The sequence below is a fragment of the Cupriavidus pauculus genome, from assembly GCF_003854935.1.
Classification (GTDB): Bacteria; Pseudomonadota; Gammaproteobacteria; order Burkholderiales; family Burkholderiaceae; genus Cupriavidus; species Cupriavidus pauculus_C.
In genome coordinates this window covers 800,294-818,020 of sequence record NZ_CP033970.1, presented here as the reverse complement: position 1 = coordinate 818,020, position 17,727 = coordinate 800,294, and the positions used below count along the sequence as shown (strand labels likewise).

Genomic DNA, 17,727 nt, shown 5'->3' with positions numbered 1-17,727 from the left:
GTTCCGCATCCGGCCCGCCGGCGCGGCCCGCAGAAACGGGTACGCCCGTGCTGCCTGGCGGCGCGCCCGCCTGTCCAAGCGGCCATGAGTGACGTAACATCACTGGAACCAATGCGCCGCCCGGCGGCACTCAGTAGTTGCCGGGGGCGATCCCCCGAAGGAGCCCAGGGTGAGCATGCCCGATTTCGACATGGTGCTGTTTGGCGGCACCGGTGACCTGGCGCGGCGCAAGCTGCTGCCGTCCCTCTTCGACGCCCACCGCTGCGGCGTGCTGCATCCGTCGGCCCGCATCCTGGCCACGGGCAGCCATCCGCAGACCACCGAGCAGTACAAGGCCACGCTGGAAGACACCGTGCGCCCCGGCCTGGAGCACGCGCCGCCCGAGGCGTGGGCGTCGTTCCTGGACCGCATCTGCTATGTGCAGGCCGACGCCCGCGAGCCGGCCCACTTCGACGCACTGGCCCAGAAGGTGCTGGCCCGCAAGCCCGAGGTGGTGGTCTGCTACCTGGCCACGGCGCCTCACATCTTCGTGCCGATCTGCGAACAGCTGGCCCGCACCGGGCTGAACACGCCGAACGTGCGCGTGGTGCTGGAGAAGCCGCTCGGCCACGACCTGGATTCGTCCGAGGCCATCAACGCGGCCGTGGGCAAGTACTTTGCCGAGGACCAGATCTACCGGATCGACCACTACCTGGGCAAGGAATCGGTCCAGAACCTGATGGCGATCCGCTTCGGCAATGCGCTGTTCGAGCCGCTGTGGCGGCGCGAATGGGTGCAGGACGTGCAGATCACGATTGCCGAGGAACTGGGCGTGGAGAAGCGCGGCGACTTCTACGACCAGACCGGCGCGCTGCGCGACATGGTGCAGAACCACCTGCTCCAGCTGCTGTGCATGGTGGCGATGGAGCCGCCGGCCAGCCTCAGCGAGGACGCCATCCGCGACGAGAAGATCAAGATCCTCAAGGCGCTCAAGCCCATCCTGCCGCAGGATGTGGCCGAGAAGACCGTGCGCGGCCAGTACCGCTCGGGCGCCATCGCCGGCAAGCCGGTGGTGGGCTACCTGGAAGAGCAGGGCATCGCACCGGACAGCCGCACCGAGACGTTCGTCGCCATCAAGGCCGAGATTGCCAACTGGCGCTGGGAAGGCGTGCCGTTCTACCTGCGCACCGGCAAGCGCATGCAGTCGCGCGTGGCCGAGATCGTGGTGCACTTCCGCGACGTGCCGCACGCCATCTTTCCCAAGCCGCTGGGCCTGTCGCCGCAGAACCGGCTGGTGATCCGGCTGCAGCCCGAGGAAAGCATCCGGCTGTACTTCCTGGTCAAGCAGGCCGGCGACACGCTGGAGCTGACGCCCACCTCGCTCGATCTCGATTTCGCCAACTCATTCAAGGCGCGCCGCGCCGGGGCCTACGAGCGCCTGCTGCTGGACGTGATCCGCGGCCGGCTGGGCCTGTTCGTGCGGCGCGACGAGCAGGTGCAGGCGTGGCGCTGGGTGGAGCCGATCATCGACACCTGGGACGCCAGCACCGTGCCGCCCAAGCCGTACACGGCGGGCACTTGGGGGCCGGCGGCGTCCACGGCGCTGATGTCGCGCGACGGCGCGCTCTGGCACGAGGAAGTCTGATCCCGACCGAAAGGAGCCGCGCCATGCGCCAGTTCGAACATCCCACGCTGATGGACCAGGCCGAATCGCTGGCCATCTCGGTCAGCCATGCGCTGGACCTCGTCATCAAGGCCAAGGGCTGGGCCGTGCTGGCGGTATCGGGAGGCAAGTCGCCGGTGCCGATGTTCGAGCGGCTGCGCTACCGCCCCATCCGCTGGGACGCCGTGACCGTGACGCTGGTGGACGACCGCGCCGTGCCGCCCGACCACGCCGACAGCAACGGCGCGCTGGTGCGCAGCCACCTGCTGCGCGAGGGCGCGGCCGTGGCCGGCTGGGCGCCGCTGATCCGCGACGCCGCCGAGGCCGCCGCCCCGCTGCAGGCCGTGCAGCGCCTGAACGCCAGCTTCCAGCAGCCCGACGTGGTGGTGCTGGGCATGGGCGAGGACGGGCACACGGCGTCGCTGTTCCCGGACGCGCCGGAGCTGCAGACCGGCCTGTCCGAGCCGCAGCCCGGCTACCTGGTCACCCATCCGTCCGTGGCGCCGCACGCGCGCGTGACGCTGAACCTGGCCGCGCTGCTGGCCGCCGAACGCACCTTCCTGGCCATCTCGGGCGCGCGCAAGAACGCGGTGCTGGCGCGCGCGCTGGAAGCGCCCACGCCGTCGCTGCCCGTCAGCGTCGTGCTGGCCCGGCACCGGCGCGGCGTGGACATCTTCCGCACCGAAGGCGGCTGACCCGCCATCCCACCCCACGCATCAACGCCTTAACGCATCCACGCATCCACGCAGCGATCCACATGTCCTATCCCAGACTGCTGGCCGATGTCGGCGGCACCAATGTCCGTTTTGCCCTGGAAACCGCGCCGATGCGCATTGGCGCGGTCACGGCCTACAAGGTGGCCGATCACGTGTCGCTGGAAGCGGCGATGCGTCAGTACCTGTCCACGCTGCCCGACGACGCGCGGCCGGCCCATGCCGCCATCGGCCTGGCCAACCCGGTGACGGGCGACCACGTCAAGCTGACCAACCACAACTGGGCGTTCTCGGTCGAGGCCATGCGGCAGTCGCTGGCGCTGCAGACGCTGGTGGCCATCAACGACTTCACGTCGCTGGCGCTGGCGCTGCCGCACCTGTCCGACGACGACATCGTGCAGGTGCGGCCCGGCACGGCCGTGGCCACGGCGCCGCGCGCGCTGATCGGCCCGGGTACCGGGCTGGGCGTCTCCGGCCTCGTGCCGGCCCCTGGCGGCGGCGCGGTGGCGCTGGCGGGCGAGGGCGGCCACATCGAGGTCATGCCGGTCACGGACGACGAATGGATTGCCTGGCGCGCCGCGCATGACCAGTTGGGCCGGGTGTCGGCCGAGCGGCTGCTGTCGGGCATGGGGCTGTCGCACATCCACGCGTCGCTGTCCGCAGAAACGGGTACGCCGCTGGATACGCCGCTCACGCCCGCGCAGGTCACCGACGGCGCGCTGAAGCAGGGCGACCCGCTGTGCCGCCGCGCGTTCGACGCCTTCTGCGGGCTGCTGGGCTCGGTGGCGGGCGACATCGCGCTGGTGCTGGGCGCGCGCGGCGGCGTCTACATCGGCGGCGGCATCGTGCCGCGCTTCGTGCAGGCGTTCCATGCCTCGCCGTTCAACGCGCGCTTTGTCGACAAGGGGCGCATGGGCAAGTACCTGGCCGAAGTGCCCGTGTTCGTGATTGCCGCCGAATTCCCGGCCCTGCCGGGCCTGGCCCGCGCGCTGGCCGACCGGCTGCAGGGCGACATGCGCCACCCCGCCACCTGAGCGCCGACGACCATGCGAGTCCTGCTGGTGGAAGACGATGCCATGATCGGCGAGAGCGTGAAGACGGCGCTGCGCCAGGAGGGCTTTACGGTGGACTGGGTGACCGATGGCGACGCGGGGCTGGACGCCGCGTCCGACCAGCACGGCCCCCGCGCCGATGGCGGCTACGACCTCGTGCTGCTGGACCTGGGGCTGCCGCGCCGCTCGGGCATCGACGTGCTCAAGACGCTGCGCGCGCGCAACGTGCGCACGCCGGTGCTGATCGTCACCGCCCGCGACGCCGTGGCGGACCGCGTGGCCGGGCTCAACGCCGGCGCCGATGACTACGTGATCAAGCCATTCGACCTGCAGGAGCTGGTGGCGCGCATGCACGCGATGGCGCGCCGCGCCGAAGGCCGGGCGGAGCCGGAGCTGCGCTACGGCGACATCGTGCTGAACCCGTCCACGCGCGAGGCCACGCAGGCCGGCACGCCGGTGCGGCTGTCGGCGCGCGAGTACGCGCTGCTGTCGGCGCTGATGGCCCGGCCCGGCAAGGTCTGGTCGGTGCCACAACTGCAGGAGCGGCTGTACGGCTGGGACGACGAGGTCGGCAGCAACACGGTGGAGGTCTATATCCACGCGCTGCGCCGCAAGTTCGGCGCGGGGCTGATCCGCAACATCCGCGGCGTCGGCTACCTGATGCCGCAGCTGGATGACGCGGCCAGCAAGGCGGCCGACTGATGCGATCGATCCAGCGAACGTTGCTGTGGTGGCTCGCGGCGGGCCTGGCGCTGGGCATCGCCGTGGCCACGGGCCTGATCTACGGCCAGGCGCGGCAGGAAGCCAACGCGCTGTTCGACTACCAGATGAAGCAGCTTGCCGCCGCGCTGCCCAGCCAGTTCCAGGCCCCGATGGCGCCGCCGTTCGATGGCGGCGGCAGTGCCACGGGCGCCGACCTGCTGCGTGCCGACGAGGACGTCGTGATCCATATCTGGGACGGCTCGGGCCGCAGCCTCTATCTGTCGCATTCCCGCCCGGCGCTGCCGCCGCGCGCCGAGCTGGGTTTCACCAACGCGCAGACAGAATCGGGCGAATGGCGCATCTACAGCGTCCAGCTGGGGCCGGCCGTGGTGCAGATCGCCCAGCCGCTCAGCGCGCGCCGCACGCTGGCGGCCCATATGGCGCTGCGCACCGTGGCACCGCTGCTGCTGTTGCTGCCGCTGCTGGCGTGGCTGGTGTGGATGGCGGTGGGACGCGGCCTGCGTCCGCTGCGCGAGATTGCCACCGAGGTGCGCGCGCGCGATGCCAACACGCTGGCGCCGCTGGCCGTGCGCGACATGCCCGACGAGATCGCGCCGCTGTCGGCCGCGCTGAACCAGTTGCTGGCACGGCTGGCCCATGCCATCGACACCCAACGTGCCTTCGTGGCCGATGCCGCGCACGCGCTGCGCACGCCGCTGACCGCGTTGCAGCTCCAGGCCCAGCTGGTGGAGCGCGCCGAAAGCGCCGACGCGCGGCAGGCGGCGCTGGGCCAGCTACGGCAGGGGCTGGAGCGGCTCACGCATATGGTGGCGCAGTTGCTGACGCTGGCGCGCCAGGAGCCCGGCGCCGCGCCGCCGCCGCACGAACCGGTAAACCTGCGGGCGCTGGCTGGCGAAGTGGTGGTGCAGATGTCGCAGGCGGCCATCGACCGCGACATCGACCTGGGGCTGGAGGATGGCGGCACGCAGGGGCCGGTCACGGTGCGTGGCGATGCCGACGCGCTGCGCATCCTGCTGACCAACCTCGTCGACAACGCGCTGCACTACATCCCGCGCGGCGGCCGGGTCGACGTCTGCGTGGCGCACACCGGGCGCGGCATCGAGCTGGTGGTGACCGACAACGGCCCCGGCATCCCGCCCGACGAACGCGCGCGCGTGTTCGACCGCTTCTACCGTGCGCCCGACGCACCCACGGGCGGCAGCGGCCTGGGCCTGGCGATCGTCGCCGAGGTGGCGCAGTCCCACGGCGCGCAGGTGGCGCTGGAAGACGCGGCGCCGGGCCTGCGCGTGCGCGTGGTGTTTCCGGCCGTCGGCTGAGGCCGGGGCGTCAGCCCACCGGGGCCACCAGCGGCTCGCCGGCAAAGTGGCGGCGGGCGTTTTCCAGGAACTGGTTCACCGATGCCAGCACCGCCTCGGGCGACCATCCGCCCACGTGCGGCGTCAGCACGACGTTCGGGCAATCGAACAGTTCGGCCGGCGGCTCGGGCTCGCTCTCGTAGACGTCCAGCCCGGCGCCGCCAAGCTGGCCGGCCCGCAGCGCGTTGCCCAGGGCGGCCGTGTCGACCACGCTGCCGCGCGCGATGTTGACCAGATAGCCGCCCGGCCCCAGCGCGCGCAGCACGCCCGCATTGACCATATGGCGCGTGGCCGGGCCGCCCGGCGTGGCGACCACGAGGTAGTCGGCCCATTCGGCCAGCGCCATCACATCGGCAAAGTAACGGTACGGAGCGTCCTCGCGCGGGCGGCGGTTGTGGTAGCCCACCTCCAGGTCGAACGCCTGGCCGCGCTGGGCGATGCGCCGGCCAATCGTGCCCAGCCCGACGATGCCCAGCCGCTTGCCGGACACATTGGGCGGCAGCGCGATGGTCGTGCGCCAGATGCCGTCGCGCGTGGCGCGGTCCAGCGAGGGCACGCGGCGCACGGTAGCCAGCAGCAGCGCCATCGCGTGGTCGGCCACGCAGCTATCGTTGGTGCCCGCGCCGTTGCCCACGGCAATGCCGCGCGCCCGGCAGGCGGCGATGTCGATGTTCTCGTACCCGGCGCCCAGCGCGCACACCAGCGTCAGTTGCGGCATGGCGGCAACGTCCGCGGCCGTCAGGCCCGTGGTGCCGTTGGTCAGCACCGCGCGGAACGTGCCGCCCTTGCTGGCGATGGCTTCGGCCCGCTGCGCGGCATCGGGCGCGTAGCAGGCGTCGTATTGGCGGGAAACGAGGACGAGGTGGTCCGGTTCGAGCTGGACCAGGACGAGCAGGGCGGGCTTCATGCGTGACAGCGGATCGAGAGAGGAAAGTCGTAAAGGCCGGCCAGGGCCGACCCCGCATTCTATGCCCGGGGGCGCCGGGCTGCCTGCGGCGCGACGGTGTTGTGGGCGATTATCAGTCGGGATCGGCGGGCGTGGCGGGGCGCAGAAATGGGTACGCTGTGGCGGGGCGGAGGGCGCAGAAATGGGTACGCTTTTGCAGGTGGGTCTTGTTTTTGGCGGGGTCGGTACGCATGCGCCTGCCCTCTCCCCCGGCCCCTCTCCCGCGTTGCGGGAGAGGGGAGCAAACCATGAGCGATCAAAGGACCTACGGGGTTTTCCCTCTCCCGCGTTGCTGGAGAGGGGAGCAAACCGTGAGCGATCGAAAGACCTGCGGCGTTTTCCCTCTCCCGCGTTGCGGGAGAGGGAGCAAACCATGAGCGATCGGAAGACCTGCGGGGTTCTCCCCTCTCCCGCTTGCGGGAGAGGGGCCGGGGGAGAGGGCCAGCCGGCCAATTGCCGACCACCCTGATTCGCCGCCACAATCGAGCCATGCGCCTGCCCACCCCCCACACCTGGCCCTACCACCTGCTGCTCGGCGCGGCCGGCATGCTTGTGCTGGGGCCGCTGGGGGGCGTGGCGGCGGCGTACATGAACTTCTCGCTGGGGTTCTTCGTGGGCGGGCAGGTGCTGGCCGGCATCCTTGGTTCGGCGGTGACGGCCGGGTATGGCGCGGCGGGGCGGCATGGGGCTAACTACATCCAGACCGCGGCGGCGTCGGTGGCGGGGATGGGTGGCATGGTGGTCGTCATCCAGGCGATGGGATGGATGGGCATTGCGCAGCCGCCGCTGTGGCAGCTGATCGGCTACATGCTCTGCATCGGCATGTACGGCGTGGGCGTGGGCATGCTCTACACGCCGTTGCTGGTGGATCGCATGCAGCTCACGTTCCCGTCCGGGCTGGCCGTGGCCAACATCCTGCGTGCGCTGACCGATCCGGTGCTGCTGCGCCGGTCGCTGGCGCGGCTGGCCGGCGGGATGGGCGCGGGCGTGCTGGCCGGGGTGGGGGCCACGCGCGTGGCGTGGCTGGGTGCCATCGACCTGTCGGCGTCGACGTTCGGGGTCGGGATGATCGTCGGCGCGCGCATCGGCATCGCCGCGCTGGTGGGCGGGCTGGCCGGGTGGGCGCTGACGCCGTACTTCGTGTCCATCGGCTGGCTGGCGCCGGGCGATCCCTATCGCAAGATCACGTTCCTGCTGGCGCTGGGGATGATCATGGGCGCCGCCGCCGTGGACGTGATGCTCCTGCTGGCGCGTGCCCGGCAGCGCGCGCGGCGGGCCACCGGCGAGTCGGCGGGCCGTGCGTCGGCGCCGCAGCGCTGGATCGTCGCCTGGGTCGTGGTCTGGGGCCTGGCGGTGGTCGCCAGCGGCGCCGCATGGTTCGACCAGCCCGTCGGCTACCAGTTGATGGCCGTCGGGCTGGTGCTGGTCTTCGCGCTGGTCAACGGCATCTCGGTGGGGATGGTCGACCAGAACCCGATTTCGTCCGCGTTCGTGCTGACCGTGATCCTGATGGCGGCGGTGGGGCTGCGCCAGCCCCATGTCGGGCTGATCGCGGCGACGGTGCTGCTGGTCTCCACGGCCGAGGCGTGCGACATGCAGCAGGACCGCTCCACGGGCTGGCGGCTCGGCACCAACCGCACGGTGCAGTTTGCCTACCAGGTGGCGGGGATCGTGGTGGGCGCGGTGCTGGCGGTGCTGCTGGCGCGGCTGTTCATGGATGCCTATCCGGTGCTGCGGCTCGACCAGACCGTGCTGCCGGCCGACCAGCAGCCGGCGCGCTGGACATCGGCCATGACCTACAAGATCGTCGGCGCGCTGCGCAGCATGACCGAGGACCGGCCCTACCAGCGGCTGGCGGTCTGGATCGGCGTGGGTATCGGGCTGGTGACCGAGGTCCTGCGCAAGGCGCTGCGCGCGTGGCCGCGCTATATGCGGTTTGCCCAGGCGGGCCGGGCCGGCCGGACCTGCGATTTCGTGCTCGATGCGGTGGTGCTGCCGTCGCCGTATGCGTCGTCGTTTGGCGGCTTTGTCAACCTGCCGGCCACCGTGTGGATGGCGGCCGGCGGCGTGGCGGCCAGCCTGTGGGACAGCCGGGCGCGCCGGGCATCGCGCGACGCGGCGCTGCCCGAGGACATGAGCACGACTTCGCTGGTGGGCGGCGGGCTGATTGCCGGCGACGCGCTGGCCGCGCTGGGCTTCGGCGTGGCCGGTCTGCTGGCCGTGGTGGGCTGACGCCGGCTCAGATCACCGGCATCGACGCATGGGGCGGCTTGCCCGCCAGCAGGCCCGACAGCTTCTTCAGTGCCATCGATAGCTGCGCGCGGTCCGGCACGCCGCCCAGCGCGATGCGGATGGCGTTGGGCGGCGCGGCGCCGTCGTGGAACACGTCAGACGCGGTGACGCGCAGCGAGGCGTCCTGCGCCGCGCGGCTGAATCCGGCCGATGACCAGTAGCTGGGCAGCGCGTGCCAGACGTGGATGCCCGACGGCGCAAACGGGCCGCTGGCCGCCAGCCATTGCCGGGCAATCTGCTGGCGCGCGGCGGCTTCCTCGCGGATGCCGGCCAGCAGCGCGGCGGCTGAGCCGTCGCGGATCCACTGGGTTGCCAGCGCCGTGGCAATCGGCGACGCCATCAGCGTGATCGCGCGCAGGGCGCCGAGGATCGATTCCTGCATGTCGCGGTCGGGCGCCACCACGTAGGCGGTGCGCAGGCCCGGACTCAGGCATTTGGCCAGCGTGGCGATGTAGACGGTCTGGTCCGGCGCGATGGCGGCCAGCGGCGGCGGCGCGTCGGGCGTCAGCAGCCAGTACGGGTCGTCCTCGACGATCAGCACGCCATGCTGCCGCGCCACGCGGACGATCTCGCGCCGGCGCGCCGCGGGCATCGTGTGGGTGGTGGGGTTCTGCAGCGTCGGGTTGAGGTAGACGAGCTGGACGTTGCCGCTGCGGCAGGCGGCGTCGAGCGCGTCGGGGTGCATGCCGTCGGCGTCGACGGCGATGGTGGCCACCTGCCGGCCCAGTTCGGCGGCCGCGCCGCGCACGCCCGGGTAGACCAGCGGTTCGGCGGCGATGGTGCCGCCGGGCGTGGTGCGGCTCAGGATCAGGGCGGCCAGCGCGGGCTGGGCGCCGGGGCTAGCCATCACGCGCTCGGGCGCCACGTCGCCCAGCATCGGCGCCAGCCACTGCGCGCCGGCCACGCGGTCGGGCATGGTGCCGCCGCCAAGCTGGTAGGTCATCAGCAGGTTGGCGTCGGCGCGCAGCGTCACCTGGGCCAGCCCGCGCCGCAGCAGGTCGGCAAAGTCGATGCCGGCCGGCGGGGGCGGCACGTTCATGCTCAGGTCCACGGCCTGCGCCAGTTCAAAGGCCGGGGCGGCGACGAAGGTGCCGAGCGAACCGCGCGGCGCCACCAGCCCGCGCCGGCGGGCCTCGGCCAGCGCCCGGGTGACCGTGGTCAGGTCGACGCCGAACAGCGCCGCCAGTTCGCGCTGGGGCGGGAGGCGGTCGCCGGGCACCAGCCGGCCGTCGGCCATCGCCGTTTCCAGAAAACCGGCGATCTGGATGTAGCGCGGCCCGGCGCCGGGCGCGAACGCGCCGATCCACGCGGGTTTGGCGGGCGGCGGGTTGCCGGGGCGCACGGGCTGCGTTGTAGGCAAGACAAGACTCCGCTTGTATGGATGTTGTCTTACCTTAGCATGCGCCACACCGCAGGCAAATCCATACAAATACCCGGTTGCCGGGACCCCGCCTGCGCCCCCGAACCAAGGTGTTTGACATGCGTAAGCCACCAGCCGACCCGCGCGGGCGTCGGCGCCCCCCGTCCCGTCCTGCCGCCTCATCGTTCCTGCCGCCCGGCGCCTGCCTGGCCGCCATCGCGCCGCTGATCCTGACCGGCTGCACGTGGGACCTGCTGAACCCCAGCGGCTCCATCGGCGTTCAGACGCGCAATCTGATCGTGCTGGCCACGGCGCTGATGCTGCTGGTGGTGGTGCCCGTGATCATCCTGACGCTGGTGTTCGCGTGGCGCTACCGCGAAGGCAATACCCGGGCCGCGTACGCGCCGCGCTGGTCGCATTCCACCCGGATCGAGGTGGTGGTCTGGGGCATCCCGTGCGTGATCGTGGCGCTGCTGGGCATCATCATCTGGGACACCACGCACAAGCTGGACCCGTTCCGCCCGCTGGAATCGACTGTCGCGCCGCTGCAGGTGGACGTGGTGGCGCTGGACTGGAAGTGGCTGTTCATCTATCCGCAGTACGGCGTGGCGTCGCTGAACGAACTGCCGATCCCGGTGGGCACGCCGGTCAACTTCCGCATCACGGCCGAGTCGACGATGAACGCGCTGTTCATCCCGCGGCTGGGCAGCATGGTCTATGCGATGGCCGGCATGCAGACGAAGCTGCACCTGATTGCCGACCAGCCCGGCGTGTTCGACGGCCGCTCGGCGGCCTACAGCGGCGCGGGGTTCTCGGACATGCATTTCCGGACCGTTGCCACGTCGCGGGCCGATTTCGACGCCTGGGTGGCGCGCGCCCGCGCATCGGGCCACACGCTGGACGCGGCGGCCTACCGCCGGCTGGAGCAGCCCAGCAGCAAGGACCCCGTCACCGTCTACGGCAAGGTGGACCCGCGCCTGTTCCAGGGCGTGGTGGACCAGTACATGGCCGGCAACGGCGACATCTGCCGGGCCGACAGCCCGGTCACCCTGAGCGCCATTGCCGGCGCCAACATGCCGCCGCTCCCGGCGCAGCAGACCACGCTGGAGCGCTGACCCATCATGTTCGGAAAACTTTCTCTCGACGCCATTCCGCTGCACGAGCCCATCATCATGGGCACGCTGGTGGCGGTGCTGCTGGGCGGCGCCGCGCTGCTGGCCGCGATCACGCGCTACCGCAAGTGGGGCTATCTCTGGACCGAGTGGATCTGCTCGGTGGACCACAAGCGCATTGGCGTGATGTACATCGTGCTGGCGCTGGTCATGCTGCTGCGCGGGTTTGCCGACGCCATCATGATGCGCACGCAGCAGGCCATTGCCGTGGGCGAGGCGGCCGGCTACCTGCCGCCGCACCACTACGACCAGATCTTCACCGCGCACGGCGTGATCATGATCTTCTTCGTCGCCACGCCGTTCATCCTGGGTCTGATGAACGTGATCGTGCCGCTGCAGATTGGCGCGCGCGACGTGGCGTACCCGTTCGTCAACTCGCTGAGCTTCTGGATGTCGGCCATGGGCGCGGTGCTGGTCATGCTGTCGATGTTCGTCGGTGACTTCGCGGCCACTGGATGGGTGGCCTATCCGCCGCTGAGCGGGCTCGGTTACAGCCCGACCGTGGGCGTGGACTACTACATCTGGTCGCTGCAGATATCGGGGCTGGGCACCACGCTGACCGGCATCAACTTCATCGTGACGATCCTGCGCATGCGCGCGCCGGGCCTGACGCTGATGAAGATGCCGGTGTTCACGTGGACGGCGCTGATCACCAACATCCTGATCGTGGCCATCTTCCCGGTGCTGACGGCCACGCTGGCGCTGCTGGCGGCCGACCGCTACCTGGACATGCACATCTTCACGACCGAACTGGGCGGCAACGCGATGATGTACGTGAACCTGATCTGGATCTGGGGTCACCCGGAGGTCTACGTGCTGATCCTGCCGTGCTTCGGCGCGTTCTCGGAGATCATCGCCACGTTCTCGCGCAAGCCGCTGTTCGGGTACACGTCGATGGTGTACGCCACGTCGTCCATCGGCGTGCTGTCGTTCTTCGTCTGGCTGCACCACTTCTTCACGATGGGATCGGGCGCCAGCGTCAATGCGTTCTTCGGCATCATGACGTCGATCATCTCGATTCCCACCGGCGTCAAGCTGTTCAACTGGCTGTTCACGATGTACCGGGGGCGCATCCGCTTCCACTCGTCCACGCTCTGGACCATCGGCTTCATGGTCACGTTTGCCGTGGGCGGCATGACCGGCGTGCTGCTGGCCGTGCCGGGCGCGGACTTCGTGCTGCACAACAGCCTGTTCCTGATCGCCCACTTCCACAACGTGATCATTGGCGGCGTGGTGTTCGGCTGCCTGGCGGCCATGACGTTCTGGTTCCCCAAGGTGTTCGGCTTCACGCTGAACGAGTTCTGGGGCAAGGTGGCGTTCTGGTGCTGGCTGGTGGGCTTCTACCTGGCGTTCATGCCGCTCTACGCGCTGGGCCTGCAGGGCATGACGCGGCGCATGAACCACTACAACAACCCTGACTGGCAGCCGTACCTGATCGTCGCGCTGGTGGGCGCCGTGGTCATCGGCTGCGGCATCCTGGCGATCCTCTGGCAGCTCTTTGTCAGCGTGCGCGACCGCCACCAGCACCGCGACCTGACCGGCGACCCATGGGGCGGCCGCAGCCTGGAATGGGCCACCGCGTCGCCGGCGCCGTTCTACAACTTCGCGCACGTGCCGCAGATCACGTCGCTGGAGCAGCACTGGGACGACAAGGAGACCGGCCGCGCCTACCGGGTCGACGCGCCGTACGCGGACATCCACATGCCGCGCAACACGTCGGCGGGGTTCATCGTGTCGGCGTTCGGGCTGGTGCTGTGCTTCGCGCTGGTCTGGCACATCTGGTGGCTGGCCGGCTTTGGTCTGGTGGCGATGATCCTGACGTTCATCGCCCGCAGCTACGACCGCGACGTGGACTACTACGTGCCGGCCGCCGAGGTAGCGCGCATCGAACAGGCCCGCCACGCCCAGCTGGGCGCCGCGCTGGCCGCCCGGGGAGCCAACTGACCATGACCACCATCCTGAAACTCCAGGCCGGCGCGGCGGACGTGCCGCACGCGGCCGCCGCCCCTGCGCACGACGCCGGGCACGACCATCACGCCCAGGCCCAGGCATCGACGCTGAAGCTCGGGTTCTGGATCTACCTGATGAGCGACTGCCTGATCTTCGCGTCGCTGTTTGCCACGTTCGGCGTGCTGCTGCACGGCACGGCCGGCGGCCCCACCGGGCGCGAGCTGTTTGACCTGCGCTTCGTGCTGGCCGAGACCGTGCTGCTGCTGACCAGCAGCCTGACGTTCGGCGTGGCGATGCTGAAGCTGGACGAAGCCGGCAAGGGCGCCCCGCAGGCCGTGATCCGCTGGCTGGTGCTGACGTTCGCGCTGGGCGCCGCCTTTGTGTGCATGGAGGTCTACGAATTCCGCGAACTGCTGCACGAGGGCGCGGGGCCGCACCGCAGCGCCTACCTGTCGGCGTTCTTCATGCTGGTGGGCACGCACGGGCTGCACGTCAGCGCCGGCCTGCTGTGGATCATCGTCATGGTCAACCAGGTGCAGGTGTTCGGGCTGGACGCCGTGGTGCGCCGCCGGCTGGCCTGCCTGAGCCTGTTCTGGCATTTCCTGGACCTGGTGTGGATCTTCGTGTTCACGGTGGTCTACCTGCGGGAGTTCCTGTGATGTCCCATTCCGAAGCCATCCATCCTGCCGCCCATGGCAGCCTGCGCAGCCACCTGATCGGCTACGCGCTGTCGCTGGTGCTGACGTTCCTGTCGTTTGGTGCCGTGATGGGCCGGCTGCTGCCGCCGCGCGCCGGGCTGGCGCTGATCGTGGCGCTGTGCGTGGTGCAGCTGCTGGTGCAGCTCGTGTACTTTCTTCACCTGGGGCCGCGCCGCGGCCAGCGCGGCAATACGGCGATCTTCGCGTGCACGGTGGGCCTGATCGCCATCGTCGTGTCGGGGTCGCTGTGGGTCATGCACAACGCCAACCAGAACATGATGCCGATGCCGTCCGTGCCAGCTGGGGCGCGCGCGCCAGGCTGAGGCATCTGTGCCCGGCTCGGGCTGGAGCCGGTTCTTGACAGGACAGACGTGCGTTCCCCGCACGGCCTGTCCTTTTTTGCTGTGGAGGCCGGGCTAGTCGTCAGTGATGACGCTGATCTTGCCGTCGGGCTCCAGGTACATGACCTTGACGTGCCGGTACGACTCCACGCCCTTCTCGCGCAGCTGCGCGGCCAGTTCCTCGTCGGTGATCGTGTGGCGCTCCATGTTGCGCACCACCTTCTTGCCGTTGCGCACCAGCACCACCTTCTGCGGTGTGACAAAGCGCCGGATCGCGGGCGACAGCCACGCGCCCAGGTCGAACAGCCGGTTCCAGGCCACCAGCGTGCCCACCAGCAGCGCGGCGTCGGCCACGCTGTCACCCTTGCCGGCCATGCCGTTCTGCGCGGCATCGGCCACGATCACCACGATCAGCAGGTCGGCAATGCCAAGCGAGCCCACGTCGCGCCGGGCGACAAAGCGGAACATCAGGAACAGGAACCAGTACATCAGCGTGCCGCGCAGCATGGTTTCGAGCGGCGAAATGCTGAAGTGGAGCAGGTTGCCCCAATCGACCGAAAGGTCCATGGCGGGTGCGGCGCAGGGCGCCTTGTTGAGCCTGCTTCCATGGTAAGGACCGGCGCGCGGGCGGTGCGACGGTGGCTGTCCGATCCCGCTGTCAGGCGGCTCCTACCCCTCCAGGCTCCCTCGCGCGACCTAGCCCCCGCCAGGATGCGCCTGCGACGCTTCCGACGCATAGTCGGCCGCGATCAGGATGACCAGCCGTGCCGATTCGGCCCGCCCGCGCTGCCCGGCCGCCTCGCGCAGCGCGCCAACCAGCTGGCGCAGCAGCGCGCCGGTGGACCGGCCGCCATCGAGCGTGCGGAAATGCATCATCGCCTTGTCGATCTCGGACGTGGCCAGCGCGGACACCGGCTCGCCCTGCTGGGCGGCATCGGCCTTCTCGACGATCTGGGTGGCATAGAGCCGTACCACGGCATCATGGTCTGCCATCTCGACACTCCTTGGACGCCTGCGGCGCTGTGTTGGATGGCCGGACCATGCATATTCCGGTCCCGGCGCCGCCAAAGGGGGCCAGCCCCGCAGCGCGGATTCCCGGCCCGGCAGGCCGTGCAGATTTCACAAAGGCGGGAATTTATGGCCGTCGCGGTTGCGCAGGCGGGCCAAGGGGGGGAATGGCGGGGGATGGCAGGGGGGATGGCCGGGCAGACAGGGGCGGCGGCCGCGGACTTGCGCCGGCGTCCGTCGCCCCTGCGCAGTGCCGCCGTCATGCCGGCGGCGCACCCTCCTTGAAACACGCCTTGAGCTGGCTGCGCAGTTCGGGCGAGTCCTGGTGGTCGTGAACCTGCACCGCGTGCTGCACGGCTGCTTCCAGCAGCTCGTCCTCCGTGTCGGCGCTCAATGCGACCGTGCAGTTCTTCTCGCTGGGAAACTCGCGGCAATCGATGTATTTGCGTCCCATGGCTGCCTCCTGGCGCGAATGATCGGCGCGCCAGAACCAGTATAGGGCGAGGGGTGATCGGGTGGGCGCCTGCACGCATTGGCAATTCGGACTAAGCTGTCGCGTCCCCGTTCTGAAAGCCGGCGCCGCCCGGACCATGCCATGCCCCAGTCACTCAGGATCGACTTTGTCTCGGATATCGCCTGCCCATGGTGCGCCATCGGCCTGGCGTCGCTGATGCAGGCGCTGGAGCGCACCCGCGACGTGGTGGACGCCCAGGTGGTCATGCACCCGTTCGAGCTGAACCCGCAGATGGGCCCGCAGGGCGAGGCCATCGTCGACTACCTGGGCAAGAAGTACGGCCGCACGCCGGCCCAGATTGCCGAGACGCAGGCCATGATCCGCGAGCGCGGCGCCAGCGTCGGGTTCAACTTCGGCCCGCGCGACTTTGTCTACAACACGTTCGACGCACACCGGCTGCTGCAATGGGCCGCCACGCAGGGCCGGCAGCTCCCGCTGAAGCAGGCGCTGCTGCAGGCGTACCACGGCGACGGCAAGGACCCCAGCAGCCACGACGTGCTGCGGGAGGCCGCCGCGTCCGTGGGGCTGGACGCCGCCGAGGCGCGCCGCATCCTGGAGTCCGACGCCTACGCCGACGAAGTGCGGGCCGAGCAGCGTGAGTACCAGGGCATGGGCATCCAGTCGGTGCCGTCCGTGATCTTCAACAACCGCTACCTCGTCACCGGCGGCCAGCCGGTGGAGGCGTTCGAGCAGGCCATCCGCGAGATTGCCCGCGAGGCGCAGGGTCAGAACTGATGCCGCATGCCGACCATCACGCCCACGCGCGTGCTGCGGCTGACATCGGTGACCGGCGTGCCTGCCCAGTACTCGGTCTCGCGGCCCACCGTGCCGCCGCGCGCCACCACCACGTCTGACTCCAGGTACACGCTCGTGCGCTTGGAGAGCGCGTAGTCGGCCACCAGCGCGACGCTGTCGGCATTGCCGGCGCCCAGGTGTACCGGTACATCCAGGAATTGCGTGGTGACGTTGCCTGACTGGCGATAGCGGTAGTAGGCGCCTGACAGGTGCAGCGCCTGCGTGAGCTGGTAGCCCAGGCCCACGTACGAGATGTTGAAGCGCGCGTCCTGGCCCGATTCGCGCCGCCCCAGGTGGCCGGCATAGGCGGTGGCCTTGCCCATCGCATACGAGCCGCCCACCGAGTAGTTGCGCACGGTGTTGGCGCCGTCGTCGCTGCGGCGCTGGTCGTACGCCACGCCCAGCGCTAGCGCGCCCTGCTGGTACTTCACCCCGCCGCCCAGCGTGGTGCCGCGCGCCAGCGTGCCGGGCTGCTCGCCCGCGCCATAGTCGAGCTGGACAGAGAACGGGCCCACCTGCTTCTGGTAGACCACGCTGTTGTTGATCCGGTAGTCCTGGAAGAAGATGTCGCCGCCGATGTAGAGCGGGTCGGACCAGAACAGCCCCCAGCCCTTGGCCAGCGGGTCGAATTCCCAGGCGATGTTGTTCAGCGCGTTGTACTGGCGGCCAAAGGTCAGGCTGCCCCAGTGTCCGCTCAGGCCCACCCAGGCCTGGCGTCCGAACAGTGCGTCGTAGTTCATCTTGCCGGTATCGCTGCCGAAGCCGGCCTCCAGCTGGAAGATGGCATGGATGCCGCCGCCCAGGTCTTCGTCGCCCTTCAGGCCGAAGCGGCTGGCGGCCATGCCGCTGGACAGCACGCCCACCTGCGAATGGTGGCGGCCATCGATATTGGACGTATAGCGCACCGCCGAGTCGACGAGGCCATAGAGCGTCACGCCGGAGCCGGCGTACGCGGCGCAGGGCAGCAGCCCGGCCGCTAGCAGCCAAAGGCTGGCTGGGGTCTTCACGAGTTGTCCTCCGGAATACGGATCGCATCCGGCGCGGGGCGCCGGAAGGGTCGGTTCAGGCAAGTACCTGAGGGGTTCCAGTCCTGCGCGGAAGTCCTTCGGCAAGAAGGACGCAGGGCGTTATCCGGCGAATGCGCCGGCCAGTTGGCACGGCGCCCG

At 70.0% G+C, this 17,727-nt stretch carries 17 protein-coding genes; 11 read left to right on the top strand and 6 right to left on the bottom strand.

Translation table 11 applies throughout. The features are described from left to right. Positions 1–175 precede the first annotated feature (175 nt). The 5 genes from zwf (at position 176) to EHF44_RS21705 (ending at position 5,446) form a co-directional block, all read left to right on the top strand. A complete protein-coding gene (gene zwf / locus EHF44_RS21725) occupies positions 176–1,624 on the top strand; it encodes a glucose-6-phosphate dehydrogenase (RefSeq protein ID WP_124685776.1) in 1,449 nt (482 codons plus the stop codon). Between the two features lie 23 nt (positions 1,625–1,647). Further along, a complete protein-coding gene (pgl, locus tag EHF44_RS21720; protein WP_124685775.1) occupies positions 1,648–2,337 on the top strand; it encodes a 6-phosphogluconolactonase in 690 nt (229 codons plus the stop codon). A gap of 62 nt (positions 2,338–2,399) precedes the next feature. Next, complete coding sequence (locus EHF44_RS21715) at positions 2,400–3,389, top strand: glucokinase (RefSeq protein ID WP_124685774.1); 990 nt, start codon at positions 2,400–2,402, stop codon at positions 3,387–3,389. A 12-nt stretch (positions 3,390–3,401) separates the two neighbouring features. Beyond that, positions 3,402–4,109 (top strand): response regulator transcription factor, encoded by a 708-nt coding sequence (locus EHF44_RS21710; RefSeq protein ID WP_124685773.1) that lies wholly within the window; start codon positions 3,402–3,404, stop codon positions 4,107–4,109. Beyond that, the gene (locus EHF44_RS21705; RefSeq protein ID WP_124685772.1) at positions 4,109–5,446 is read left to right on the top strand and encodes a sensor histidine kinase; all 1,338 of its coding nucleotides are present in this window, start codon (positions 4,109–4,111) and stop codon (positions 5,444–5,446) included. Before EHF44_RS21710 ends, EHF44_RS21705 begins: the two co-directional genes overlap by 1 nt. A gap of 10 nt (positions 5,447–5,456) precedes the next feature. Here the strand turns inward: EHF44_RS21705 and EHF44_RS21700 are convergent, their stop codons facing one another. Further along, positions 5,457–6,392 (bottom strand): 2-hydroxyacid dehydrogenase, encoded by a 936-nt coding sequence (locus EHF44_RS21700; protein ID WP_124685771.1) that lies wholly within the window; start codon positions 6,390–6,392, stop codon positions 5,457–5,459. A 528-nt stretch (positions 6,393–6,920) separates the two neighbouring features. Here EHF44_RS21700 and EHF44_RS21695 point away from each other — a divergent pair. Further along, positions 6,921–8,663, top strand: a complete 1,743-nt coding sequence (locus tag EHF44_RS21695) for an OPT/YSL family transporter (RefSeq protein ID WP_124685770.1) — start codon at positions 6,921–6,923, stop codon at positions 8,661–8,663. Between the two features lie 7 nt (positions 8,664–8,670). On the opposite strand, the gene EHF44_RS21690 is transcribed toward EHF44_RS21695, so the two are convergent. Then, positions 8,671–10,083: a PLP-dependent aminotransferase family protein gene (locus EHF44_RS21690; RefSeq protein ID WP_437340350.1), complete on the bottom strand. Its 1,413-nt coding sequence runs from the start codon at positions 10,081–10,083 to the stop codon at positions 8,671–8,673. A gap of 119 nt (positions 10,084–10,202) precedes the next feature. Between EHF44_RS21690 and cyoA the strand changes: the two genes are divergently transcribed. Genes cyoA through cyoD form a run of 4 tightly spaced genes read left to right on the top strand, consistent with a single transcriptional unit; the run spans position 10,203 to position 14,226 of the window. Continuing rightward, on the top strand, positions 10,203–11,198 hold the full coding sequence (gene cyoA, locus EHF44_RS21685; protein ID WP_124685768.1) for a ubiquinol oxidase subunit II: 996 nt from the start codon (positions 10,203–10,205) through the stop codon (positions 11,196–11,198). A gap of 6 nt (positions 11,199–11,204) precedes the next feature. Then, complete coding sequence (cyoB, locus tag EHF44_RS21680) at positions 11,205–13,199, top strand: cytochrome o ubiquinol oxidase subunit I (RefSeq protein ID WP_124685767.1); 1,995 nt, start codon at positions 11,205–11,207, stop codon at positions 13,197–13,199. A 2-nt stretch (positions 13,200–13,201) separates the two neighbouring features. Further along, complete coding sequence (gene cyoC / locus EHF44_RS21675) at positions 13,202–13,864, top strand: cytochrome o ubiquinol oxidase subunit III (RefSeq protein ID WP_172966153.1); 663 nt, start codon at positions 13,202–13,204, stop codon at positions 13,862–13,864. Then, the gene (gene cyoD, locus EHF44_RS21670; protein ID WP_124685766.1) at positions 13,864–14,226 is read left to right on the top strand and encodes a cytochrome o ubiquinol oxidase subunit IV; all 363 of its coding nucleotides are present in this window, start codon (positions 13,864–13,866) and stop codon (positions 14,224–14,226) included. Before cyoC ends, cyoD begins: the two co-directional genes overlap by 1 nt. A 93-nt stretch (positions 14,227–14,319) precedes the next feature. On the opposite strand, the gene EHF44_RS21665 is transcribed toward cyoD, so the two are convergent. The 3 genes from EHF44_RS21665 to EHF44_RS21655 form a co-directional block, all read right to left on the bottom strand. Beyond that, on the bottom strand, positions 14,320–14,811 hold the full coding sequence (locus EHF44_RS21665) for a DUF421 domain-containing protein (RefSeq protein WP_124685765.1): 492 nt from the start codon (positions 14,809–14,811) through the stop codon (positions 14,320–14,322). Positions 14,812–14,940: 129 nt separating this feature from the next. Then, positions 14,941–15,237: a hypothetical protein gene (locus EHF44_RS21660; RefSeq protein ID WP_124685764.1), complete on the bottom strand. Its 297-nt coding sequence runs from the start codon at positions 15,235–15,237 to the stop codon at positions 14,941–14,943. 274 nt (positions 15,238–15,511) lie between these two features. Next, positions 15,512–15,706, bottom strand: a complete 195-nt coding sequence (locus tag EHF44_RS21655; protein WP_124685763.1) for a DUF1059 domain-containing protein — start codon at positions 15,704–15,706, stop codon at positions 15,512–15,514. A gap of 141 nt (positions 15,707–15,847) precedes the next feature. Between EHF44_RS21655 and EHF44_RS21650 the strand changes: the two genes are divergently transcribed. Further along, a complete protein-coding gene (locus tag EHF44_RS21650; RefSeq protein WP_124685762.1) occupies positions 15,848–16,501 on the top strand; it encodes a DsbA family oxidoreductase in 654 nt (217 codons plus the stop codon). On the opposite strand, the gene EHF44_RS21645 is transcribed toward EHF44_RS21650, so the two are convergent. Next, positions 16,492–17,568, bottom strand: a complete 1,077-nt coding sequence (locus EHF44_RS21645; RefSeq protein WP_124685761.1) for a porin — start codon at positions 17,566–17,568, stop codon at positions 16,492–16,494. The genes EHF44_RS21650 and EHF44_RS21645 overlap by 10 nt on opposite strands. Between the last annotated feature and the right edge of the window lie 159 nt (positions 17,569–17,727).